Here is a 23,525-nt window from a genome sequence, read left to right on the forward strand (position 1 = left end):
CAGAAATCTAACAAAAAAAGGTGGCAGGTGGCCAGGCGGGGGAGGAGGCCTCCTCCCCCGCCTGGCACCTCATTGATCCATCCCAGATGGATATTCTACAAGCTTACACAAACTTCTTGACGCTACCGCGGCAGGAGACCGGCTCGGTAAAATAACGGCGATTTTACCTCTAAAATTGGAACAGCCTACGAAAAGGGGTAACTTGGTTGAAAATAAAGGTAGTATCGCCGTTATTTAGATGAAAGTGGAAGTTTGGGTAGAAATAAGGGTACTTTGGGTGTTATTTCGGATGCATTGGCTTTCTCGGCAGCTCCTTTCGATTGGGGATTGCGACAGGACATTTTTACGCTCTCTATAGACGGATTTACGTTTTTTGGGTCGATGATCTAGAAAAAAGTCCATAAAGTCCAATAAAGTACACTCCAAGAGAGACGAGGGATTCCGCTATAATAGGGCTGACTATTTGATACCTAGGAAGATTTGGAGGCGCACTCATGCGAAAATTCAATAACCCCCTGCCGGTCCAGACGGACGGCCTGCTTCGGATCTCTGCGGATCAACGGCCATCCCCTTACAATCCCGACCCGTACGTCCTGAAATTCAATGGCGAGTACTACGCCTATGCAACGTCGAGGAACGGCGTCGCCGTGATGCATGCCAAGGATATGACGTCATGGACGTATCTCGGCTATGCCTATCAGGAGGAAGGGCGCAGCGATTATTGGGCGCCCGCGGTATTTTACGATAACGGGCTGTTCTACTTGTACGTCTCGAGCGTGCCGAGCGGGGAAGACGACGCCCATTACCAGTTCATGCGGGTCGCGGTTTCGGAACGACCGGAGGGACCGTTCGAATACCGGAAGACGCTCTTCGACACGTTCTCGATCGATGCGCATGTCGTCAGGGACGCGGACGGAGGACTCGTCCTGTTCTATTCGACCAACGAGACGTACGGCATCGACTCGCACCGCGCGGGGACGGTTATACTAGCGGACCGGCTCCTGGATCCGTTCACGCCGGAGGGCAAGCCCAAGCTGATCGTAAGACCGACGCTGAACGAAGAGATATTCGCGAAGAACCGCTTCGGCGACGGCCGGGACTGGCATACGATCGAAGGGGCCTTCCATTTGAGAAGAGGCGGCAGGCACTATGTCATGTACAGCGGGAACGCGTTCACCAGCCCGTATTATTACATCGGCTACAGCACTGCTCCGCATGAAGAAGGACGGTCGATTACGGAGCTGGCTTGGACCAAATTTCCGGACGAAGATACATACGAGCCGCTGCTGCGGCAGAACGACAGGGTAGAAGGAGTCGGCCACAACAGCGTCGCGAAGGCGCCGAACAACGTGGATGACTGGGTCGTCTACCATGGGCGCGAGGTCGAGCAGACTACGGAAGAGCAGGGCGGTCAAGGAGAGCGAAGACAGATGCGCATGGACCCGCTGCTGTGGAACGGGAACCGCATGTGGGTGCCCGGCCCGACCTATGACGAGAAGCCGGCGCCGGGACTGCCGGCGTTCCGGGATCTGTTCGACCGCGCGGATTCCGCCGAGATCGGGATTGGCGAGGGCTGGACGACTGCCGGCGGGGACTGGCTGGTGCGGGACGGCGAGCTGCTGCAGGGCAGCCAGACGGGCATAGCCCGGGCCTATGTCGACGCCTCCTATCCGCACGCGCTGTTCGAGCTGAACGTCCGCTGGGAGCGGAGCCATATGGGCGGCCTGTATGGCGCCGTCATGCTGTACGGCGACGATCGGGGCATGATCGAGATGTTGTTCGATGTCGGCAAGCGGACGATCGGCCTCTACGAGACGGTGAGGGGCATTCGGATGCCGGCGCTTACGGCCGAGGTGCCGCGGGGCTTCCGCTTCGACGCCTACCATCAGCTAATGATCCGCGCGGCCGGACGCACGCTTCGCGTCGAGCTGGATGGGGTGGAAGTGCTCGGGGGCAACATCTATGCGCCCGTGAGCCGTTACGGACTCGCGGCGCACTATACTTCCGCTCGTTATGACGGAATCGCGCTGACCGGCACGTTGTCGTTCCTCGAATCGGGCGCATCGGCTTTTGCGCGGCTGGCAAGTCCCGTATCCGGACAATGGAGCGCCGAAGGGGACCGATTGAGCGGCCTGCCGGCGGAAGGCAAGGCGGGCATCGTTATCCGCAATCCGTTCCCGGCTGCGGACTCGTACTGTCGCTTCGAGCTTACCGGCAGCCGGCCGGAGGTATCGCTTACGCTCGAGACGCCGACCGGGCGGACCCGCGGCATTGCCGTTCCGGGCGGGGCGCTCTCCGAAGGAGGCACGGTGCATCTCCGCCACGAAGAAGGCGTTCTGCAGATTTGGGCGGGCAGCACGCTTGTGTTATCCGAGCCGGCGGAAGGCGACTTCAGCGCCCTTACCGTATCCTCCGGCGGGAAGCTGACGATCGGCGCTCTGGAATGGACGGCGCTCGGATCCTAAATAAATGTCCATAGCAACAAAAAAGATGACATTTTTTCGTTCCCCCGGTCGGGATAAGATGAGAACCAAGAAAGATGACAGCGTCTTTCAACCATCGACTAGGGGGAAATGAAGCGATGAAAAAAAGATTGGCGACATGGGTTTCGCTGCTCACGATCTTCGCCATGGTGACGGCGGGCTGCAGCGGTAACGGCGGTAACGCGAACGGCAACGCGAATAGCGGCGCGGACAGCGGGACGGACGGAGGCGGCAAGAAAGGCGAGAAGACGGAATTCCTGTTCTGGACGCCGTTCTCCGGCGCGGACGGCCCGTTCATGAAGGAGATAGTCGACAAATATAACTCGTCGCAGGACAGCTACAAAATCGATTTCGTCATCCAGCCAAACGGCGAATATTACAAGCAGCTGGACGTCGCGCTGAGCACGGGCAAGGATCGCCCGGATCTGATGATCATGCATTTGGACCAAATCCCGACTTACGTGAACAAAGGCCAGCTGCAGCCGATGGATAATCTGGCAAGCGCGGCGGGCATCAACAAAGCGGATTATGTGGAAGCCGCAATCAACTATGCGACAATCGAAGACAAGTGGTACGGCATCCCGCTCGACATTCATCCGCTTGTCATGTACTACAACAAAGACCTGCTGGAAGCGGCGGGCGTTACGAGCCCTCCAACGAACCGCGAAGAATTCGACGCCGCGGTGGAGAAGGCGACGAACAAGGACAAAGGCATCTACGGCTACGTCGTGCCGACGCTTTGGCCGCAGCAGTTCATCTTCCCGACGCTCGTCTGGCAGAACGGCGGAGACCTCTGGAACGGAACGGACGTCGCTTACAACTCGCCGGAAGCGATCGAGATGATCGAATGGATGCGCGGCATGGTCGACAAGGGCGTCTCCCCGGGCAACGTGCAGCAGGACGGCGAGAACACGCTGTTCCTGCAAGGCAAAAACGCGATTCAATTCAACGGTCCTTGGATGAAGTCGCAATTCGACGAAGCGGGCTTGAACTACGGCGTCGCGCCGATGCCTCAGCTCGGCAAGGCGAAGCAAGCGGTATTCGGCGGCTCCCATAACTTCGCGATTCCGAAGGATGTCACGGACGAGAACATCATCGCCGGCATCGGCGACTTCCTGAAATACGTATCGTCGAACTCGCTGGAATGGGCGGAGTCGGGCCAAGCGCTCGCGTCGAAGCCGATGCTGGAGAGCGAGGAGTTCAAGGCGCTGCCGCAGAGCGCCATCGCGGAGAGCTTCCCGTACGTCCAATTCGCGCCGAACGTGCTGAACTGGCCGACGATCTCCGAGCCGATCTGGGGCGAGCTGAACAACGCGCTGCTCGGCAAGAAGGACGCCAAGCAGGCGATGGACGACGCGGCCGCGAAATCGAAGCAGGCGATCGGGAAGTAACGGATAGCGAAGGCCTTAGGGAAAGGACGGAAGGACGGGAATCGGCAGGCTGGCTCCCGTCCTTTCTTATTCCCAAAGCACGAGTTGGGGGGATTGCGTTAATGAAAACGACTTGGACATCCAGGTTGACGTCGGCATTGTTCGCTTTGCCGTATACGGTTTGTTTTGCCATGTTCCTGCTGTTCCCGATCGGGTACGGCGTCTATATCAGCTTGCATGACTTCGAATTGCTGTCCGAGGAGCATCCGTTCGTCGGGCTTAGCAACTATATCGGCATCTTCACCGGGGGGACCTACGAGAACAGCGTTTTCTTCCGGGGCTTGTGGGCGACGGCCCAATTCGTCCTGTTCTCCGTGCCGCTGCTCATCGCGGTCGGGCTGGGGCTCGCGCTGCTCGTCAACCAGCTGCCGGGCCGGATCCGAGGGCTGTTTCGCACGTTCTACTTCATGCCGTACGCGATTTCGGCATCCGTCATGGCCGTCATCTGGCTTATGATGTTCGACACGAACGCGGGTTTTATTAACAGCATGCTGATGAAGCTGAACCTGAACACGATTCCGTGGCTGACGGACACGCCTTGGGCATGGGTCTCGCTGATCGCCACGACGCTGTGGTGGACGATCGGGTTTAACATGATTATTTTCATCAACGCGCTGAACGAGGTGCCCGAGGACTATTATGAGGCCGCATCGATCGACGGAGCGACCGCCTGGAGCAAATTCGTCCATATTACGCTGCCTTCGATCCGCCCGGTTATGCTGTTCGTCATGATTACGTCCACGATCGCGTCGTTCAACGTGTATGCGCAGCCGTTCCTCCTTACGCGCGGCGGTCCCGGCGATTCGACGAAGGTGCTGCTGATGAACGTGCTGGATCACGCCTTTATCCGCAAAGAGGTGGGAAGCGCGTCGGCGATGGCGATTCTGATGGCGCTGCTCATCATGATCATTTCCATCGTGCAATACAGGCTAACCTACGGCAGGAAGGAGCGGGGGGCTTAGATGAACAAAACAAACAAGATACTCTTGGTGCTGCTGGCGTCCGCTATTGCCCTCCTGTTCCTGCTGCCGCTCATCTGGATGGTGTCGACGTCGTTCAAAAACGACTTCGAGGCGCTCGCCGGGCAGATGAACTTCATTCCGAAAAAGCCGACGATCGAAAATTATGCGGAAGGGCTCGCCGGCGAGCTCATGAACGTGCCGATCGTGCGCTGGATCACGAATTCCTTGTCGGTCGGCCTGATCGGCACCGCCATCGTGCTGCTGATCGACTCGATGGCCGCTTACGCGCTCGCGCGGCTGCCCGATCTGCCGCTTCGCCGCACGCTGTTCGCGATGTTCGTCGCCTCGCTGATGATTCCGGGCGTACTGACGTTCCTGCCGATGTATATGGAATTTAACCATCTGCAGCTGATCAACACGTACTCCGCGCTTATTCTGCCGTATACGGCGGGAGCGTTCGGCGTCTTTCTACTGTATCAGTTTTTCATTTCGTTCCCCAAGGAGATCGAGGAAGCGGCCCGCATCGACGGCGCGAACAAGTGGCAGATCTACTCGCGTATCTTGCTGCCGGCTTCGGTGTCGATCATGGTGACGCTAGGCATCTTCACGTTCATGGGCATCTACAACGACTTCGTCTGGCCGCTGTACGCGACGACGTCGCCGGAGATGCGGACGATTACGGCCGGCATCGCGCTGATGGCGCAGGGCAGTTACACCCAAGCTTACGGTAAGCTGATGGCGATGACGACGATCGCGACGCTGCCGGTGCTGCTCGTCTTCATTCTCGGTCAGCGGTCGTTCGTCAGGGCGATTACGCAAGCCGGCGTCAAGTAACGGGAGAAGGAGATTGGAATGACTAGAATCGGTGCGAAAAAAATCCTCCTCTGGCTCGGGGCGGCCTTGCTGGCCGCTCTTGCCGTCGCGGGGGTATGGATGGTGAACGAGAAGATGAATGAGGATGAGAGGTCGGCTGTTCCGTACGCGGGACATGGCGGCACGTTCAAAAATACGCTCTCAAGCATGGATGCGCCGGACCCGAGCATCGCTTACAAGGACGGCTTCTACTACATGACGTTCACGCATAACGGCGCGGACGTCATGGTCATGAAATCGCGGACGCTCGACTTCAAGGAGGCGGAACGCAAAGTCGTCTGGTACCCGCCGGTCGGCACGCCGTATTCGGCGAACCTATGGGCGCCCGAAATTCAATTCATTCAGGGCAAATGGTACATCTACTTCGCGGCGGACGACGGGGCAAACGAAAACCACCGGATGTACGCGCTCGAAGCCGATACCGACGATCCGATGGGCAGCTACACATTCAAAGGACAGATTACCGACGAGTCGAACCGCTGGGCGATCGACGGTCTTGCGCTGGAGCATGAAGACAAGCTGTATTTCATCTGGTCGGGCTGGGAAGGCGACGTCAACATCGCGCAGAACACCTACATCGCGCCGATGAGCGACCCGCTCACCATCAGCGGTCCGCGCGTGCTGCTCAGCGAGCCGGATCTCGATTGGGAACGGGCCGGCGGACCTCCGTACATTAACGAAGGACAATCGATATTGAAAAAGAACGGGCGCGTCTTCCTCGTCTATTCCGGAGCGGGAAGCTGGACGCCCTTCTACAGCCTGGGCATGCTAGCGCTGAAGGCCGGCGGCGATCCGCTGGATCCGGCGGACTGGGTGAAGGCCGAGCAGCCGTTGATGGCAATGGATGATGAAGCGGGCGTATACGGTCCCGGCCACAACTCGTTCGCCGTGTCGCCGGACGGGACCGAGGAATGGCTCGTCTACCATGCGACGAGCGGCGTCGCGGATGGCTGGGCCAACCGGAAAGCGCGGGCTCAGCGCGTCGAATGGGGCGAAGACGGACTGCCGCGCTTCGGCAAGCCGCTGTCTCTGGACACGGCGATCGCCGTCCCGTCGGGCAGCGGCGTCTTTCAAGCGGAGCATGCGGAGCGGATCGCCGGCGGTCTGCGATACGATAGCGTGCCGCTTGGATCGGGCGCGTCTCGGGAGGCGCCGATCCTGCTGCATTACCGGAACGTCTCCGGCGGTGAAGCGGCTGTGCAGGCGCTTGCTGCCGGAGGCGAGCCGGCCCGGGTGAAGCTGCCCGCGCTGAAGGAAGGCGAGACGGGGTACGCTTACGCGGTGGTCGGCTTCGCGGAGGGCAGCCGCAGTCTCGAAATAACGGGACTAAGCGATCAGGTCGACGTGATAGCGCTCGAGATTCCGCGCTACGAGGCGGAATACGCGCAGGGGCAGGACGGCATGGAGGCGGAGGACAATCCATTCGCTTCCGGAACAGGAGTGATGCGCGGCGATTCGGAGAACGGGGCGGCTATTGTGTTCGGCTCCATTGGCGTGCCGGCGAGCGGAACTTACACGGTGAGAATCGCGATATCCAATCCGTCAGGGTCTGGGGAGGCAAGCGTGGAGCTGAAGACCGGCGACGGCCAAAAAGCCAAGCTTCAGGTTCCGCCGACCGAACGCAGCTCCTTCCCGGTTATCGAGGCGAGAATAGCGTTGCGCAAGGGCATGAATTCGATTACACTAGAGCCTACTGCGGGGGCGATCTCTGTCGATTATTTGGATATTTTGCGATGATACCGTTTTCATATTATAAATACAGGCTCCGAAGAGTCAGTTAACGTGTGGAAGGATGGGGGAGTACGAGCATGGGGAATCGACGATCGATGGGGAGAGGAACGCGCTTAACGGCGCTTGCGCTGGCGGCCGTCTTCATGATGGCCGCGGTCGCGGGCTGCGCGGGACAGGAGGCGCCGGAGACGGTTCCGGGACCTAAACGGGAAGCGGTTCAGCTCGACTACTGGACGCCTTTCAGCGGCGGCGACAATCAGTTCATGACCGAGATGGTGGAGAAGTTCAACGCGGAGCAGGACGAGATCGTGGTCGTGCAGACCAACTCCAGGCTGGACGATTATTATTCCCGTCTACGGACGGCTATTCTGGCCGGCAACGCCCCGGACGTCGCCATCATCCATACGACAAGCATGCCTCAATTCGTGCAGAACGGCTACATCGAGGACGTAACGGAGGCGGCGGGGGAAATCGGGCTCGACTGGAGCCAGTTCAATCCCAACATCCGCGAGGCGACCGAATACGACGGCCGCTCCTACGCGGTGCCGCTCGACACGCACGCGCTCGTCATGTATTACAACAAGGACCATCTGCGTCTGGCGGGCGTCCTTGACGAGGCGACCGGCAAGCCGGTTATCGATCCCGGACCGGATGGATTCAAGGCGTTCCTGGAGCGGATCCGCGAAGCCGTTCCGGGAACGGTCGCGCCTTTGTCCATGCCGAGCACGCGGATCGACTCCGTCTGGCTGTGGTGGAGCCTGTACAATCAGATGGACGGGGGCGGCGTCTTCTACGACAAGACGGGAACGAAGACGACCTTCAACAATGAGAAAGCGCTGGAGGCTTTGACGTACGTGAACGATCTGTACGAGTCGAAGCTGATACCGCCGGACATTAACGATTCCTTCAAAATGTTCCATGACGGCCGTGCCGCCGTTCTCCTGCTTGGCATGTGGGGAACGGGCGCTTTCGAGAACGCGCCGAACCTCGACTTCGGGGTCGTGCCGATCCCGGTTCTATACGATCATTCCGCAGCCTGGGGCGACTCCCATACGCTTGCGATTCCGACCAAGCACGGCATGACCGACGAGAAGAGGCGGGCGGCGCTTATTTTCTCCAAGTGGATGGTCGAGCACGGCGAGCTGTGGGCGCAGGCCGGCCACGTGCCCAGCATGACGAAGGTGGTGGCGAGCGAGGCGTTCGCCAAGCTGGAATACCGTAACGACTACGCGGCCGTCGCCGATTATGTCGCGTACTGGCCTCGCCACGCGAAGCAGTGGTCGATGATCGAGCTCATGATCAAGGAGTTCGAGCGAATGATCTACGGGCAGCAATCGCCGGAGGAGGCGCTGCGGAACGCGGCGGACCAAGTCGATGCGATGGGCAAAGCGTAAGGGACGGTGAAGCGAATGGGCCGCAGGCTGATACAGGGATTCAAAAATCAAGAGCTGGCGCGAAAGCTGATCTGGATAAACTTCCTGCTGGTGCTCGTGCCGCTGGCCGCGATGGGCATCTATACGTTCGGAAGCTTCGAGCGGACGATGGAGAAGAACGTCGGCAGCTACCAGCTGCAGACCGTCAAGCAGATTACGCTGAACATCGACACCTATATGAGCGAGCTGAACCGGCTTACGCTGACGCCGTATTCCTACAAGGAAATCATGGACTTCATCGGCTCCGAGCGCGAGCCCGGACAACGCCTTGAGCTGAAGGAAATCGACAGTCTCAACCAGTTCGTTTCTTCTATTTTCATTAACGGTCGGATCGATATTATGGGCGTGTCGCTCTACGGGGAGAAGGGTGCTTCGTACGTCGTGCTTCCGGAGAGCCAATACGTGACGACGTACAAGCTGGACGACAGCGCCGAATGGCTGGTGCAGGCAAGGGAGAGATTCGGACAGCCGACCTTCATCACGACGCATGAGGTGCAGGCGACGAGCGGCATGACGTACCAGGTGTTCTCCATCGCGCGCGAGCTGCGAAGCTTCGATACAGGCGAGACGCTAGGGTACATCGTGCTTGATATCGACCCCGCATCCGTCCGCAAAATATTGCTTGAGGCCGATCCCGGCCGCAAGGAGTCGGTGTATATCATCGACGGCTCCGGCCGAACCGTCATTACAAGGGACGATACGCCGACCGTGCTGGAGCTGGGCGCTCCGCAGGGGGAAGGCACCCTTCACCTGAAGGGGGACGGCGACGGTGATAACCGTCTAGTGGCTTACGTCACCTCCGATGTGACGGGCTGGACGACGGTGAGCGCCGTGCCGGTCAAGGAGCTGATGAAGGACAGCCTCATCGTCCGCAATTCGATCGCGCTGGCGGGCTTCATCTGCATCGGGCTGGCGATGCTGCTGTCTGTGTTTCTTGCGTTCCGCATTACGATGCCGCTGCGCAAGCTGAGCCGGCTCATGCGCAAGGTGGAGCAGGGCGAGCTGAACGTGGCGTTCCCCGTGACGTCGGCAGACGAGGTCGGGCAGCTGGGGAGCACGTTCAACACGATGGTGTCCAAGCTGAGCGAGCTGGGCTACCTGCTGTACGAGACCGAGATTCGCGAGAAGGATGCCCAGATTGCCGCATTGCAGAGCAAGATTAATCCGCATTTTCTGTATAACACGCTTGGTTCGATCAGCATGTACGCCGAGCTGGAGGGGAATCGGGAAATCGTGACGATGGCGAACAATCTCGGCAAGCTTCTCCGCTACAGCCTTAGCAGCCGCAAGGAAGAAGTAACGCTGCGGGACGAGCTTGTCCATGTGAACGGCTATATGGGAATTCAGAAAATCCGCTACGAGGAGCGGTTAAGGTTCGAGTTAGACATAGACGAAGGCGCGCTGGACTGCAAGGTCATCCCGCTTATGATCCAGCCGATTGTCGAGAACGCGATCAATCATGGAATCGATAAAGGCGTCGGAGAGGGAAGGATACGCGTCAGCGGAAGGGAGTCCGAAGGCGTACTCACGATCATTGTCGAGGACGACGGGATCGGGCTGGGCACAGACGAGCTCGAACTTCTTCGGACGCGCCTGCGCTACTCCAAGGATCTAGGCGGCAAGACGGGCAACGGTCTGCTGAATGTGCACCGACGAATTGTGCTGCATTTCGGAGAGCCTCATGGGGTGATGCTTGAGAGCATGCCGTTCCAGGGCTTGCGCGTTATCATGACGTTGCCGGCTTCGAACGTTTCGGCCGAGCAGCCGGAGTCGGGAGGAGAAGACGGACAGGCGGCCGGATAAGGGCAGGCAATTGGTCTTATGGCGAGTTGAGGGAGGGTTAGCGAATGCCGAAAATTGTAGTGGTGGACGATGAAACGATCTTCCGGAGAGGACTGCGGGCGATGATCGCGTCGTGGGACCCGGACTGGGAGGTCGTCGGGGATGCGAGGGACGGCTATGAAGCGCTTGAGCTGCTGCAGAGACTCGAGCCGGATGTGTTGCTGACCGACATCCGGATGCCGAAGATGGACGGACTACAGCTTCAGACCATCGCGCGCGAGCGGTTTCCCGGGTTGCTCTGCGTTGTAATAAGCGGCTATGAGGATTTCTCCTATCTGCAGCAATCGCTGCGAAGCGGGGCCAGGGACTATATCATGAAGCCGGTCGAACGCGACGAGTTGACGCGGGTGCTGGATCGGCTGAAAGAGGAGCTTCGCGCCAGAAAAGCAGCCGCGCCTGTGCCGCTAATCGCCAAGGATGACCGGATGCTGCGTCAGCAAGCCGCGGATCAGCTCGTGGCGGGCATCATGCGGGGCAGCGTTGGCCAGCAGCACCTGGATCTGCTCAGCCAGCTTGGCATCGAGCTGGGAGAGTCGTATTTCAACTGCCTGGTCATCAAGCTGGACAAGGAATCGGTGGAGAGAGAGCGGTACCGCCAATCGGATCCTTCGCTATTCCAGCTTTACATTCAACAATTCGTGCAGGAGATACTTGATCACCGTATGCCGGGGTTTAGCTTTATTTTCTCCGAGACGGAGGTGGCGGCGCTTGTGAACATGCCGGGAACCGACATGGCGAAGCTGCTCGAGATCGCTGAGTCCATACGTCGGCAGATGAAGTCGCTGTCGAACCTGACGGTGACGATCGGCGTCGGCAGGCCGGTCAAAGGGTTCGAATCGATGACGATCCCGTTCCGCGAAGCGGGAATTGCCCTGCTGTACCGGCTGGTCGTCGGGGGCGACAAGGTGCTGGATTACCGATGCGCGGCGCAGGGGCAGGAATTTAAGCCGGATATGAAGCGTTGGTCCTGGGAAGCGCTTGAGCGAGCGGTCAGCGAGGGCCGGAGAGACGAGGCGGAGCGGCTCGTGGAGCTGTCGATCACCGAGCTTTGCTCGAAGGCGGGGACGCCGGAGCTGGTCCATCAGCAGATCTGCAAGCTGCTCATCCACTTCTACGAGCTGTCGGAGGATATGGGGCTGACGGACGGCTGGCTGGGCGGGCAGGACATCCGGTCGCTGCTCGTCGAGATTTGCTCCATCTCCTCCAGCCGCGAGCTGATCGACGTCTGCCGGTCGCTGCTCGGCCGTCTGGCATCGGGCATCGCCTCCGGCAGCAAGCCTCCGGAGCGGGAGCCGATCGGACTCGCGGAGAAATATCTCGAGAAGCATTACCACGAGCCGATTACGCTGAAGGATATCGCGGATAAAGTGTTCCTGAACGCGTCGTATTTCAGCACGCTGTTCAAGCAGCGCACCGGCAAGACGTTCGTCGAGCGCCTGACCGAGATCCGCGTCGAGGAGGCGAAGCGCAGGCTGGCGTCGAGCGAGGAGAAGATCCTCTCCATCGCCGAGACGACGGGCTTTGCGAACATCCGCCACTTCAACCGCGTCTTCAAGACGGAGACCGGCGTCACGCCGAAGGAGTACCGGGAGGATGTGCGGAGCCGGCGGTGAGTGTTGTTGGGGTTTGTAAGGCGGAAGAGATGAAAGGAATAGCGGCAGCCTCGGTCTATTAAATAACGTCCAGGGCTCCCGCTTTTTTATTGCTTTCGTTTGTGAACTTAAGTAAACTTTCAATTGTTGGAATTGCGGCGTCTGGTAGGTTCAAAGTGAAATAGCGGACAAAATGGTGTTATTTTATAGCAAACATCGGTTCTCGATCAAATAGCGGCATAAACGGCACTAATTCTCTAGAAAACGAGAGATATCTTTATATGGAAACCCAATAACGGTATTATGGGTGTTATTTCGGTGAGAGGTTGGAGTTTATATAAAAATAACAGTAGAATTGCCGTTATTCCGTAACAGCCGCTTCATCGAGAATGCGCAGAAGAGATCTCAGCTTCCGAAGCAGGCTCTTTGAAGCTACGCTCTCCTAGAGGGAGCGGGCTGAGCATTTCCACATAGGTACGTTCTCTCTCCTTGTGAAACAGATCCATAAATTTTCTTTTTAATAGGTAATGAATAATATTTTATAGCATGTTACGATCCGAACTGCAAGGAATTTACAGTTGAAGGAGGAACATGTAATGATGGAGACGAGAATCGAAAGCTTGCCAGACTATCGGATTGCCTATGTGAGGCAAGTTGGTCCGTATGGAGCCGGGAATGTTCGAGCGATGGAGGAGCTCAAGAGTTGGGCAGAGGTGAGAGGAATGCTTGTCGACTCGGCGATCCTGTTCGGCATACCGCAAGACGACCCTCGATTGACGGAGCCTGACCGCTGCCGGTATGACGCGTGTATCGTTATTCCGGAACAATATGAATCCGGCGATGCTATTCATACCGGTCGGTTCTTGGGCGGTCAATATGCGGTGATCACGGTTAAACATACAGCAGAGGATGTTCAGAAGGCGTGGTCGGAGATCATCCCTGCCATTATAAGCAGTGGCTATCAAGTGGACAATAAGCCGATTATCGAAAGATACACCGGCGGATTGTTGAAGCAGCACCTGTGCGAAATTTGCGTGCCCGTGACAAAGCTTTGAGAATATCGGGAGGTCTGTTCGCATAGATCCGTTCGCGGCTCGAATCCTCAATGGTCTCCTGAGACCTGCAAGAGTCCGGACTCTTGGCTTCGAGCTGGCTGGAGAAGTGGAAGCAATAGGTATCGCTATGTAGATGCCGGGCATAAGAAGGGGAAGTCGTTATTGAAATTGTGAATTCATAGCATAAAAACAGCGAGCGCCCAGAGATGGGCCTCGCTGTTTCTCAATTAAACCTCGATATTGGCGGCAATGCTGTCTTCCCGGCCGTATTCGCGGATAAGCGCCGCTACCGCTTGGTGCTCCGGATTCGGGCCGTAGGCTTCCAAGGCTGCTTGGTCTTCGAACCGGACGCGAAGCACAAGCTGGTAGCCCTTGTTGTTGTCCGAGAAATTAATGCCCGCGTTCACTTCAACGACGCCGGACAAGTGCTGCTTCAGCGCCTTGAAGCGCTCCACGATTTCCTGCAGCTGCTCCCGAGTGGTTTGCTCGCCGAATTTTACGAGAATTGTGCGATCGATCATGCTTAAATCCCTCTTTTCTCAGAATCAATCTTCTAGCAATATAGCACGAACCGAGAGTGCTTAGCTAGCCGCCGCGAGGCAACGGAAAGTATGGTTTAAATCATATCCTCCCGCGATTCCGCTTCTCTAGACGGTTACAATGATGGAAGAACGGAAATCCGAGAGGAGAGCTTCTCATGGAATTGCAAATATATGAAGAGACGGAGAACGAAGGGAAGTCCTATGTCGTAAATCAAATGATTGCCTTTAATCTCAAGCACTTTCCTGAACATTTAAGGGGCAGATACCAGCCTGTCCAACTCTCTTTGAGGGATGCGGATGGCAATCTGTTCGGTGGGCTGGTTGGCGAAATGTGCTGGAATTGGCTGGAGGTTCAATATCTTTTTGTAGACGAAGCCTATCGCAAATCGGGATATGGAACCAAGCTGCTATCGAAAGCCGAGGAAATAGCGATAGAGAGAAGATGCGATTTCATAAAGCTGGATACGTTGAGCTTTCAAGCGATCGACTTCTATAAGCGGCAAGGCTTCGAGGTGTTCGGGACGATACCTAACGCCGGAGGGCACACTCACTATTATTTGAAAAAAGACATTCAACCATAGACAAACGGCAGCTTAGGACCCTGTTTCGATCCTAGCCTGCCGTTTTCGTTTTGCATATGAATCATTTTGCCGTCTCCGTAATCAGCTGATGGAGGAGAGCGAGCGCGTCGTTTTGCTGGAATCGGCTCATGTTCTGGATATATTCGTCCTTATCCCATGATACCTCCCGAAGCTGCGAGACCAAGGTTTGCGGGGTGAGCTTCTCCTCCTGCAGCACCTTGCAATAGCCGCTGCGTTCGAAGGAAGCGGCGTTCAGTAATTGGTCGCCTCTGCTTTGCTGCTTCGTTAGGGGGATGAGCAGCATCGGCTTCTTCAGCGCCAGAAATTCGAAGATGGCATTCGAGCCCGCGCGCGACAGGACGAAATCGCAAAGAGCTAACAGATCGGGCAGCTCCTCGTTGACATATTCATATTGCCGATAATCGGGATGAGTCGATGTGGGGTCAAGCTGCCCTTTTCCGCAGAGATGGATGATGCGGAAATGCTTGGTCAGCTCGGGCAGCGCTTCGCGGACCATCCGGTTTATTTTTTGCGCGCCCAGACTTCCGCCCATAACGAGAATCGTCGGCTTAGCCGACTTGGAGAAGCCTGTGAAGGCCAGCCCTCGGGCGGCGTCGCCATGAAAGATCGCTTCTCTTACAACCGGGCCGACATAACGGCTTTTTCGATTATTGAAGGCGTTGACGGTTTCCGGGAAGGTAGTGCAGATCCTCGTGGAGAACCGGCTTGCGATTTGGTTCGCCAATCCGGGAGTGAGGTCGGACTCGTGAATGATGACAGGCACCTTGTTCAGCCATGCTCCCATCACGACGGGGACGGATACGAAGCCGCCTTTGGAGAACACGATGTTTGGCTTTTGCTCTTTTATAATGCGATACGCCTGAAGAACGCCTCGAACCACGCGGAACGGGTCCTTCACGTTCTGCAAGTCGAAATACCGCCGAAGCTTCCCGGTCGAAATCGAATGATAGTTAACATGCGGCATGGAAGAGATAAGCTGCTTCTCGATGCCGTTCGTCGAGCCTATGTAATCGATGGTCCAGCCTTCCCGGGCGAACCTCGGAATAAGCGCGATGTTTACCGTTACATGCCCCGCGGAGCCTCCGCCCGTAAATAAGATTTTTTTCATAGGGTCCACCTAACATTGACGTAGTTGATTCCTATAGGAATCATACTCTATTCGGCGGGAGGGTAGAAGTGCTTCGAATAAGACTTATTTCGGGGGCCGATTCGAGCCGCACAACCCATAAAGCTTCGAAAACTGCAGAAATGTTGCAAACGTGACATACATGGGAAATGGGCAACCGCTTACAATGAAGGAGCTGGCCATAACGATTCGGAATTATTCGTGTTAGAATATACGTTAAGATGAGGGCACAATGGGAAATATGGGATGGAATGCACCGCTCCGTTTGCTGGGGCGGTGCTTGCGCCATTTACCGACATCATGACGGCCGGACAGGCCGAGGAGAGAACGAACATGCCGAGATCCAATTTGTTCAAGAAGCTGATGGCTCTTGTTATTCTGATGCTTATCCCGATTATGGGGCTCTACGTGTATTCAAACCAGACTAGCACGGAGGTGCTGCGGGAGGAGCTGCACGAGTCCAGCCGAAATCAACTTCAGTTTTTCCAGCATCAGGTCGATACGACGATCCAATCGATCAGCTTGTGGCCGAACTTGCTGCTGCACGATCCCGACATCTCGAACCTGAAGGACATTTTCGGGACGGAGCGCCGGTATCTTAATTTGGATACGATGCTGCTCATCAAGCGCATTCAGCAAAAAATCAGCATCCAAGAAAATTCGCTTAACTGGGTAAGCTCGCTCATGATCTATTCGCCGTCCTTGCAGCGCGTCATTACCGCAAGCGACGTATCGAGCTACGATCATGCGGATTTGAAGAGCAGGCTGAAGCAAGGCTGGCAAGTGAAAACCGTCCAAGGAGCAGACGGTGAAGAGAACTATATTTTTTCGCTTATTACGGTGTCGCCCTACTCCTCCTTCCACAGACCGGAGGACGCGAATCTGATCATCGAGGTGCAGTTCGACAGCGCCAACATTATCCGCATGCTGGATACGTTCAAGGGCGACGGGGAGCGAGATCCATTCTATTATAAAGCAGATGCGGGCATGATCTTCAACAGCGCTTCGGATAAAACGATTGCGGTGGAGCTCGCCAAGCATTTGAACGGAGAGAAGCAGCTTCCATCGGACAACAAGGTTGTCGAGATCAACGGCGAATCGTATCTCGTGAACGAGGAGGTGTCCAGCACGACAGGCTGGACGCTTGTCGACTACCTGCCGCTTACGGAGGTGATGTCGCCGATTGAGAAGTCGAACACGCTGTTCTACAGCTCCGTCGCCGCTCTTCTCCTGATGGGAATGATCGTGGTCTATATGCTGTATGCCCAGGTACAGGTGCCGATGCGGCAGCTCGTTACGAGCTTCCAAAGGCTTAAGAATGAAGATTATACCGTAAGGCTTCTGCCGAAGGGGAACAGCGAGTTCAGCTTCCTGTTCACCCGCTTTAACTCCATGGTCGCGCAAATCCAGGATTTGTTCGGGCGGGTCTACCTGGAGAAAATCCATGTCAGGGAGGCCAAGCTGAAGCAGCTGCAGTCGCAGATTAATCCGCACTTCTTCTATAATTGCTTCTCGTTCATATCCAGCATGGCCAAGCTGAAAAATTATGAAGCAATTATCGCCATGTCGCAAAACCTGTCTCATTACTACAGATACACGACAAGACAGGAGCGGGAGTTCGTCGCGTTGTCGGAGGAGATGAATCTGCTGGTCCATTACTTGGACATTCAGCAGATGCGGATGAAGCGACTCAGCTTCGAGGTTCATCTGCCGCCATGGCTGAAGCATAAGCAGGTGCCGCCGCTCGTGATCCAGCCGCTTGTCGAGAACGCGGTGCTGCACGGTATCGAGCCGAGCCTGGAGGCGGGACGCGTCGTCGTTCGCGCGGAAGAGGAGGATGGCCTCATGACCGTCACGGTCGATGACGACGGGGCCGGCATGTCCGAGAACGAGATGGCCGCGCTGGCGAAGAAGCTGTCGCTGCCAATGGACGAAGAGATGAGCTGCGGATTGTGGAACGTGCATCAGAGGCTTCATTTGCGATATGGAGAAGGCTCGGGATTAACGCTGTCGAGGTCTCCGCTGGGAGGCATGAGGGCGACATTAACGTGGCTGGATCCGGACCATGCGAAAAAGAGGGAGCAGGAGGAACAACTATGATAGAAGTTTTGCTGGTCGATGACGAGACATACGTAACGGAAAGCCTTCATGCGACGATTCCGTGGACGGACATGGGGGTGGCGCATGTGTATCAGGCGGCCTCGCCGTCCGAGGCCATTCGGATCATGGAGGAGCAAGACATCGATATATTGGTGACCGATATCCGCATGCCGGAGATGAACGGGCTTCAGCTCATCGAGCTGGTGGCCGAACGATGGCCGGATACGCGCTGCTTGCTGCTGACGGGCCATTCGGATTTTGAATACGCGAAGAAGGCGATTCAGCTGCAGGCCGTCGATTACCTGCTGAAGCCGGTGGACGACGCGGATTTCATCAAGAGCCTCTCGGCGTGCATCGCGTCGCTGAAGGAGGAATGGGAGAAGGCCGACGAGTACCATCAGCTGGTATATACGATGAAGTCGGACCACTCCGTTCTAAAACAAAATTTGCTGCAGGAGCTGCTGCTCGGCAGACAGCTATCCGGCTCATCCATTGCCTCCAAGCTGGAGCAGTATGAGGTGAAGGTGCGCCCGGACGATTCCGCGCTGCTGCTCGCCGTACAGCTTGGGGATTATTTTACGGGGATGGATCACCAGTCCGTCTCTCTTATGGAATATGCGATCGGCAACATTGCGGAGGAAATTTTTGCCGCGCCTTATCGCGTTTGGCATGGCAAAGCGCCGCATGATTGTCTGGCCATTATCGTCTCGGCATCGCCGGACGGAGATTCCGCGGTGTTCCGCAAAGATCGGATTCGCGCGCTAGGGCTGCGGTTCCAGGAGACGGTTAACGATTATTTGAAGGGCAATATTTCGATCGTTTTCTCCGATTGGTTCAACTTCCCGCAGGAGCTTGCCGGCATGTATCGCAGCGCTCAAGCCGCGATGTACCGCCTGCATCAGGAGGATGCTTATCTGGTGTTCCTGGAGGATATGCCGGAGCGAAGGGCGACGGGCGTCAAGGCGATCGAGGAGCTGTACAAGCCGCCGACGTTGATCCAGCTGCTCGAATCGGGCCAATGGGAAGGGGCGGAAGAGAAGCTTCGTATTCTGTTCGACGCGCTCGCCAGCGCCCAAGTGTCGAGGGAGCAGCTGTACGAGGTGTTCCTGTCCGTATCGAACGCTTACTTGTATATCGCGCATAAGAAAGGCATTGATCTATACGGCGGGGAAGGCGGAGGCGTCGACCTCATGCTGGATCGAAGCATGCTGCAGTCGGCGGAGAAGCTGCAGGCTTGGTCGAACGGCATGCTCGGCATGCTCCGGAGCGGCTGGACGGACGAGGAGAAGTACAACAAAAACCATATCATCAAGCAGGTGCAGGAGATGGTGCTCGGCGATCTGGGAGGCGAGACCTCCGTGAAGACGATCGCGGACAAGGTGTATCTGCACCCGGTCTACCTGTCGAAAATCTACAAGAGCGAGACGGGGGAGAGCCTCGGCGACTACATTATCCGGATGCGGATGGAGAAGGCGGTGTACATGCTCAAATCGACGAACAAGAAGATTTACGAGATCACGTCCGAGCTTGGCTATCAGAATCCGCAATACTTCAGCAAGGTGTTCAAGAAGCATTACGGCATGACGCCGAACGAGTATCGTGATCAATAAGCGGAAGGCCCCGAATCATGAACGGGGGGTTCCGCGCCAATAGCGGATAGTCGGCTAACAGATTGGGAAAGGTGCAGAAATGTTCGCATTGTGTCATAGGCTGGTACTTCGGACACCCCTATAATGAGAGATGTAAGCAACACTAACCGCAAGGGGGAACGATAAACAAATGAAAGCCTTTACTAAAAAAGGACTCGTGCTCGCCATGGCTGGCATGATGAGCGTATCGCTGCTCGGCGCGTGCGGCAAAGCGAATAACGAAGGCAACGCAGCCGATAACGCGGGCAACACGGGCAATTCCGGCAACACGGCGGCGACCGAAAATGTGTACAAAGACAAATACGATCCGCCGGTAACGATCTCGACCGTATGGGGCATCGATCCGGAGTTGAAGTTCAAGAACGGCGAAACGATCGAAAACAACGTCGCGACCAAATGGGCGAAGGACACGCTCGGCATCGACATCAAAACGATCTGGTCCGTAACGGACTCCAATAACGCATTCGCAACGAAAATGCGTCTGGCGCTTACATCCGGCGAAGAAATTCCTGACGTTGTAACGATCGGCGACGCGCAGCTGGCGCAAGACCTGATCGACTCCGGCTTGTTCCGCGAGGTAGGCTCCCTATTCGATCAGTACGCCAACGACACGTGGAAAGCCGCGATGGCGATCGACGAAAACGTTTGGAACCCGTATACACGCGACGGCGAGCGCATGGGCATTCCGGTTCTTGACTACGCGTACAACCACGACTACATGCTGTGGATCCGTCAAGACTGGCTGGATAAGCTGAACCTTAAGGCTCCAACGACTCTGGCTGAGCTGGAAACGGTTATGGAGAAATTCAAAAACGCGAATCCGGACGGCCTGAGCCCGGATCAAGTGACGCCGCTCAGCATCGGCTTCAAAAACAAAATGAGCACATGGATGGGCGACCCGTCCTGGATCTTCGGGGCTTACGGCACGCTGCCTGAGCAATGGAACGTCGGCGCGGACGGCAAGCTGGAATACGGCTCCACGAACCCTGCGATGAAGCAAGGTCTCGAGACGATGAAGAGCTGGCTGGAGAAAGGCTACATTCCGGCTGAGACGGCTCTGTGGGATGAGAACAAAACATCCGAGCCTGCTGTAGCGGGTACGGCTGGTATTATCCCTGGCCCTTACTGGATGAGCGGCTGGCCGCTGTCCGATACAGTGAAGAACGCTCCTAACGCGGTATGGAAGCCTTATGCGATTCCTGCCGGTCCGGAAGGCAAAGCGATGCGTCACGGCACGCATTTCACGAACGGCGTTACTCTGATCAGCAAAGACATGAAAAACCCGGAAGCTCTGTTCACGTACCAAAACTACATGTTCGAGAATTACGCGGATCCGAAGCCGGGCGGCGTGTTCGACAACGGCCTGTTCAAAAACTACGACTACGACATCGCGGAAGACGGCAAGCTGCTGCGTTGGGAAGAGATTCCTGGCGGCTACGTCAACTCCGTACGCTACCTGCTCGTTCGCGACGGCGCTCGTATTCCGGACGCTCAGATGAAAGCTTTGCTGAATCTGGCTGACGGCAAAGAAGCCACAACTCGCTTGGAGAAGGAAGTGCAGACCGCTTACGGCGTCGAGACGCCAGGCGCGGCGAAGGTTCTGTTGTCGCAGGAGGATATCTCGTTCAAAAACATGTTCACGGGCCCTCCGACTGAGACGATGAGCTCCAAGCTGGACTACCTGAACAAAATCGAGCTTCAAACATTCAACGAAATCATCTACGGCAAGAAGCCGATCGAGGCGTTCGACGACTTCGTTTCCACTTGGAAAGCGGGCGGCGGCGACAAGATCACGGAGGAAGTTAACGCTTGGTACGACTCCGTCAAGTAGATTGATTATTGCCCTTCGTCCGGCTCCCTTACCGGACGGGGGGCTTTTTTTTCATGGGAGCGCGAGGCCCGAGGGCCGAATACCCGGCAAAAAGTAAAGATGTTGCAAACGTGCCATGAATGTTGGTTTTGTGAGCTACCTGACCGCAAGGCTGCCTCTGTATACTTAACATATAGAGGTTGTTCAAAAAGTCCACTTTTGATCACGAAGCTTATCAAGGAGCCTGCTCGACTTCGAATATCGAATTCAGCCGGAACTTCCGGTGCTCACGTAGCTTCCACTACGCTCCGCTCCTCAGTTCCTAGCTTCATCCGATCTTCTCGGTGCTGAAAACTGGACTTTTTGAACACGCACTTATAGAAAACAAGCTATTACGGAGAGGTTAAGGGGGCTTAAGAATGAGAGGCTTAAAACGCAACTGGCAGTTTCATCTAATGATCTTGCCGTCTCTTCTTTTTCTGATCGTATTCGCGTATTTGCCGATGGCGGGCATCGTCATGGCGTTCCAGGATTTCAAGCCTTGGGACGGCGTGTTCGGGTCCGAATGGATCGGCTTGGAGAACTTTCGCACGATGTTCGAGCGCGATGACAGCATCCAGGTCATCTGGAACACGTTTATCATCGCCGCGCTCAAAATTATATTCAACTTGGTCGCTCCGTTTACGTTCGCGATCCTGCTTAACGAGATACGCAAGGCGTTCATCAGCCGCACGATCCAGACGCTGGTCTATCTGCCGCACTTCTTGTCGTGGGTCATTCTCGGCGGCATCCTGCTGAACATCCTGTCTACGGATGGCGGACTCGTCAACCGCATGCTGACCTCTTGGTTCGGCATCGAGCCGATCTTCTTCCTCGGGGACGGCAATTGGTTCCGCTTCACGGTTATCGCTTCGGAGGTGTGGAAGGAGTTCGGCTACGGCACGATCGTCTTCTTGGCCGCGCTGGCGAACATCAACCCGTCGCTCTACGAGGCGGCCGAGGTAGACGGCGCGACGCGCTGGAAGCAGACGCTGCACATTACAATACCGTCGCTTATCCCGATGGCGATCGTGGTCGGCACGTTGTCGCTCGGCAATATTTTGAATGCGGGCTTCGACCAAATCTTCAATCTGTACAATCCGCTCGTGTACGAGAAAGGCGACATCCTCGATACATTCGTCTACCGGACGGCGATTGAGGACGGGAAGTTCGGATTCGCTACGGCCGTCGGCTTGTTCAAATCGATCGTCAGCATGGCGCTGATCGTCATCTCGTACCGGATCGCCTACAAAGTCGCAAACTACCGCGTGTTCTAGACTGAAGCGGAAATGGAGTGAAGCAACATGTATCATAAAACAACGTCCTACCGGGTGTTCAACGTATTCAACACCGTGTTCCTGCTCGTGCTTGGCCTCATCTGCGTGCTTCCGCTGGTTCACGTTCTGGCGGTATCGTTCAGCGCCAAGTCGGCCGCGGATGCGAATTTGGTAAACCTGTGGCCGGTTGAATTCACAACGGTCGCCTATGAGAAGACGATTAACAACCCCGTGTTTCTAAGCTCGGTATGGGTGGCGGTGAAACGAACCCTTATCGGAACCGTGTTGACGCTGGTTCTCGCTTGTCTGGCGGCCTATCCGATGTCGAAGGAGAGCTCGACCTTCAAGGCGCGCAACATCTATGCCTGGGTATTCGTCTTCACGATGATTTTCCAAGGCGGCTTGGTGCCATTCTACGTCGTCATCCAAAACTTGAATCTGATCAACAACTTCTGGGTGCTTGTCCTTCCGGGAGCGGTCAACGTCTGGCTGACCATTCTGCTTCTGAACTTCTTCCGCGGCGTGCCGAAGGAGCTGGAGGAGGCGGCTTTGATTGACGGAGCGGGGCACTTCCGAACGTTGATCAGCATTTATTTGCCGGTATCGCTGCCGGCGCTCGCCACGCTTGGTTTGTTCAGTATGGTGTTTCACTGGAATTCTTGGTTCGATGGCTTGCTTTATTTGCAGAACAAATCGGATTACCCGCTGGCTACATTCCTGCAGACGGTAATCGTGCAGCGGGACATGAGCTCGATGACGTTCAACCCGAAGGAGATGGAGCTGCTGTCCCAGAAGACGGTGAACGCGGCCCAGATTTTCCTCGGCGCGCTGCCGGTGCTCGTCGTGTATCCGTTCTTGCAGAAGTTTTTTGTCAAAGGTCTCGTTCTGGGATCGGTAAAAGAATAGAAGGCGGAAAGCGCAGTTTCGGAGACGAGGCTGTGTTTTTCTGGCTATATAAAGCGATTAACTCGAATGCCAC

The 23,525-nt window shown here is 56.3% G+C and carries 17 protein-coding genes; 15 read left to right on the forward strand and 2 right to left on the reverse strand.

Annotation, left to right across the window (positions count from 1 at the left end):
• Positions 1-494 precede the first annotated feature (494 nt).
• The 9 genes from NQZ67_RS24170 to NQZ67_RS24210 all read left to right on the forward strand — a co-directional run bounded on the left by NQZ67_RS24170 (position 495) and on the right by NQZ67_RS24210 (position 13,401).
• Positions 495-2,465 carry a glycoside hydrolase family 43 protein gene (locus tag NQZ67_RS24170; protein ID WP_257451024.1) on the forward strand — a complete coding sequence of 657 codons (1,971 nt, stop codon included), beginning with the start codon at positions 495-497 and terminating at the stop codon, positions 2,463-2,465.
• A 116-nt stretch (positions 2,466-2,581) separates the two neighbouring features.
• A complete protein-coding gene (locus NQZ67_RS24175) occupies positions 2,582-3,874 on the forward strand; it encodes an ABC transporter substrate-binding protein (RefSeq protein ID WP_257451026.1) in 1,293 nt (430 codons plus the stop codon).
• A gap of 101 nt (positions 3,875-3,975) precedes the next feature.
• Complete coding sequence (locus NQZ67_RS24180) at positions 3,976-4,875, forward strand: carbohydrate ABC transporter permease (RefSeq protein WP_257451028.1); 900 nt, start codon at positions 3,976-3,978, stop codon at positions 4,873-4,875.
• Positions 4,876-5,709, forward strand: coding sequence for a carbohydrate ABC transporter permease (locus NQZ67_RS24185; RefSeq protein ID WP_257451030.1), 834 nt, complete (start codon positions 4,876-4,878; stop codon positions 5,707-5,709). It begins immediately after the preceding gene.
• Between the two features lie 18 nt (positions 5,710-5,727).
• Complete coding sequence (locus NQZ67_RS24190; RefSeq protein ID WP_257451032.1) at positions 5,728-7,485, forward strand: family 43 glycosylhydrolase; 1,758 nt, start codon at positions 5,728-5,730, stop codon at positions 7,483-7,485.
• Positions 7,486-7,556: 71 nt separating this feature from the next.
• Entirely contained in the window at positions 7,557-8,873 is a 1,317-nt protein-coding gene (locus NQZ67_RS24195) for an ABC transporter substrate-binding protein (protein ID WP_257451034.1), read from the forward strand.
• A gap of 15 nt (positions 8,874-8,888) precedes the next feature.
• Positions 8,889-10,715 (forward strand): cache domain-containing sensor histidine kinase, encoded by a 1,827-nt coding sequence (locus NQZ67_RS24200; protein ID WP_257451036.1) that lies wholly within the window; start codon positions 8,889-8,891, stop codon positions 10,713-10,715.
• 44 nt (positions 10,716-10,759) lie between these two features.
• Positions 10,760-12,367: a response regulator gene (locus NQZ67_RS24205; protein WP_257451038.1), complete on the forward strand. Its 1,608-nt coding sequence runs from the start codon at positions 10,760-10,762 to the stop codon at positions 12,365-12,367.
• Positions 12,368-12,942: 575 nt separating this feature from the next.
• Positions 12,943-13,401, forward strand: a complete 459-nt coding sequence (locus NQZ67_RS24210; RefSeq protein ID WP_306813051.1) for an AraC family transcriptional regulator — start codon at positions 12,943-12,945, stop codon at positions 13,399-13,401.
• Positions 13,402-13,628: 227 nt separating this feature from the next.
• Here the strand turns inward: NQZ67_RS24210 and NQZ67_RS24215 are convergent, their stop codons facing one another.
• Complete coding sequence (locus NQZ67_RS24215) at positions 13,629-13,922, reverse strand: Dabb family protein (protein WP_257451040.1); 294 nt, start codon at positions 13,920-13,922, stop codon at positions 13,629-13,631.
• Positions 13,923-14,098: 176 nt separating this feature from the next.
• Between NQZ67_RS24215 and NQZ67_RS24220 the strand changes: the two genes are divergently transcribed.
• Positions 14,099-14,524: a GNAT family N-acetyltransferase gene (locus NQZ67_RS24220; RefSeq protein WP_257451042.1), complete on the forward strand. Its 426-nt coding sequence runs from the start codon at positions 14,099-14,101 to the stop codon at positions 14,522-14,524.
• 61 nt (positions 14,525-14,585) lie between these two features.
• Here the strand turns inward: NQZ67_RS24220 and murG are convergent, their stop codons facing one another.
• A complete protein-coding gene (murG, locus tag NQZ67_RS24225; protein WP_257451045.1) occupies positions 14,586-15,653 on the reverse strand; it encodes an undecaprenyldiphospho-muramoylpentapeptide beta-N-acetylglucosaminyltransferase in 1,068 nt (355 codons plus the stop codon).
• Positions 15,654-16,004: 351 nt separating this feature from the next.
• Between murG and NQZ67_RS24230 the strand changes: the two genes are divergently transcribed.
• From NQZ67_RS24230 to NQZ67_RS24250, 5 genes are all read left to right on the forward strand, one after another.
• The gene (locus tag NQZ67_RS24230) at positions 16,005-17,771 is read left to right on the forward strand and encodes a sensor histidine kinase (protein ID WP_257451047.1); all 1,767 of its coding nucleotides are present in this window, start codon (positions 16,005-16,007) and stop codon (positions 17,769-17,771) included.
• Entirely contained in the window at positions 17,768-19,381 is a 1,614-nt protein-coding gene (locus NQZ67_RS24235) for a response regulator transcription factor (protein ID WP_257451050.1), read from the forward strand. The genes NQZ67_RS24230 and NQZ67_RS24235 overlap by 4 nt, the downstream gene beginning before the upstream one ends.
• A 169-nt stretch (positions 19,382-19,550) precedes the next feature.
• Entirely contained in the window at positions 19,551-21,251 is a 1,701-nt protein-coding gene (locus tag NQZ67_RS24240) for a type 2 periplasmic-binding domain-containing protein (RefSeq protein ID WP_257451053.1), read from the forward strand.
• Between the two features lie 398 nt (positions 21,252-21,649).
• On the forward strand, positions 21,650-22,546 hold the full coding sequence (locus tag NQZ67_RS24245) for an ABC transporter permease (RefSeq protein WP_257451056.1): 897 nt from the start codon (positions 21,650-21,652) through the stop codon (positions 22,544-22,546).
• A 27-nt stretch (positions 22,547-22,573) separates the two neighbouring features.
• Entirely contained in the window at positions 22,574-23,452 is an 879-nt protein-coding gene (locus NQZ67_RS24250) for a carbohydrate ABC transporter permease (RefSeq protein ID WP_257451059.1), read from the forward strand.
• Positions 23,453-23,525: the final 73 nt, after the last annotated feature.

Origin of the sequence: Paenibacillus soyae (assembly GCF_024623455.1) — a bacterium.
Taxonomy (GTDB): domain Bacteria; phylum Bacillota; class Bacilli; order Paenibacillales; family Paenibacillaceae; genus Pristimantibacillus; species Pristimantibacillus soyae.

What these genes read in the sequence shown, in the direction of transcription:
- NQZ67_RS24170 (WP_257451024.1), top strand. Translation starts at nt 495, where the DNA reads ATGCGAAAATTCAATAACCCCCTGCCGGTCCAGACGGACGGCCTGCTT.
- NQZ67_RS24175 (WP_257451026.1), top strand. Translation starts at nt 2,582, where the DNA reads ATGAAAAAAAGATTGGCGACATGGGTTTCGCTGCTCACGATCTTCGCC.
- NQZ67_RS24180 (WP_257451028.1), top strand. Translation starts at nt 3,976, where the DNA reads ATGAAAACGACTTGGACATCCAGGTTGACGTCGGCATTGTTCGCTTTG.
- NQZ67_RS24185 (WP_257451030.1), top strand. Translation starts at nt 4,876, where the DNA reads ATGAACAAAACAAACAAGATACTCTTGGTGCTGCTGGCGTCCGCTATT.
- NQZ67_RS24190 (WP_257451032.1), top strand. Translation starts at nt 5,728, where the DNA reads ATGACTAGAATCGGTGCGAAAAAAATCCTCCTCTGGCTCGGGGCGGCC.
- NQZ67_RS24195 (WP_257451034.1), top strand. Translation starts at nt 7,557, where the DNA reads ATGGGGAATCGACGATCGATGGGGAGAGGAACGCGCTTAACGGCGCTT.
- NQZ67_RS24200 (WP_257451036.1), top strand. Translation starts at nt 8,889, where the DNA reads ATGGGCCGCAGGCTGATACAGGGATTCAAAAATCAAGAGCTGGCGCGA.
- NQZ67_RS24205 (WP_257451038.1), top strand. Translation starts at nt 10,760, where the DNA reads ATGCCGAAAATTGTAGTGGTGGACGATGAAACGATCTTCCGGAGAGGA.
- NQZ67_RS24210 (WP_306813051.1), top strand. Translation starts at nt 12,943, where the DNA reads ATGATGGAGACGAGAATCGAAAGCTTGCCAGACTATCGGATTGCCTAT.
- NQZ67_RS24215 (WP_257451040.1), bottom strand. Translation starts at nt 13,922, where the DNA reads ATGATCGATCGCACAATTCTCGTAAAATTCGGCGAGCAAACCACTCGG.
- NQZ67_RS24220 (WP_257451042.1), top strand. Translation starts at nt 14,099, where the DNA reads ATGGAATTGCAAATATATGAAGAGACGGAGAACGAAGGGAAGTCCTAT.
- murG (WP_257451045.1), bottom strand. Translation starts at nt 15,653, where the DNA reads ATGAAAAAAATCTTATTTACGGGCGGAGGCTCCGCGGGGCATGTAACG.
- NQZ67_RS24230 (WP_257451047.1), top strand. Translation starts at nt 16,005, where the DNA reads ATGCCGAGATCCAATTTGTTCAAGAAGCTGATGGCTCTTGTTATTCTG.
- NQZ67_RS24235 (WP_257451050.1), top strand. Translation starts at nt 17,768, where the DNA reads ATGATAGAAGTTTTGCTGGTCGATGACGAGACATACGTAACGGAAAGC.
- NQZ67_RS24240 (WP_257451053.1), top strand. Translation starts at nt 19,551, where the DNA reads ATGAAAGCCTTTACTAAAAAAGGACTCGTGCTCGCCATGGCTGGCATG.
- NQZ67_RS24245 (WP_257451056.1), top strand. Translation starts at nt 21,650, where the DNA reads ATGAGAGGCTTAAAACGCAACTGGCAGTTTCATCTAATGATCTTGCCG.
- NQZ67_RS24250 (WP_257451059.1), top strand. Translation starts at nt 22,574, where the DNA reads ATGTATCATAAAACAACGTCCTACCGGGTGTTCAACGTATTCAACACC.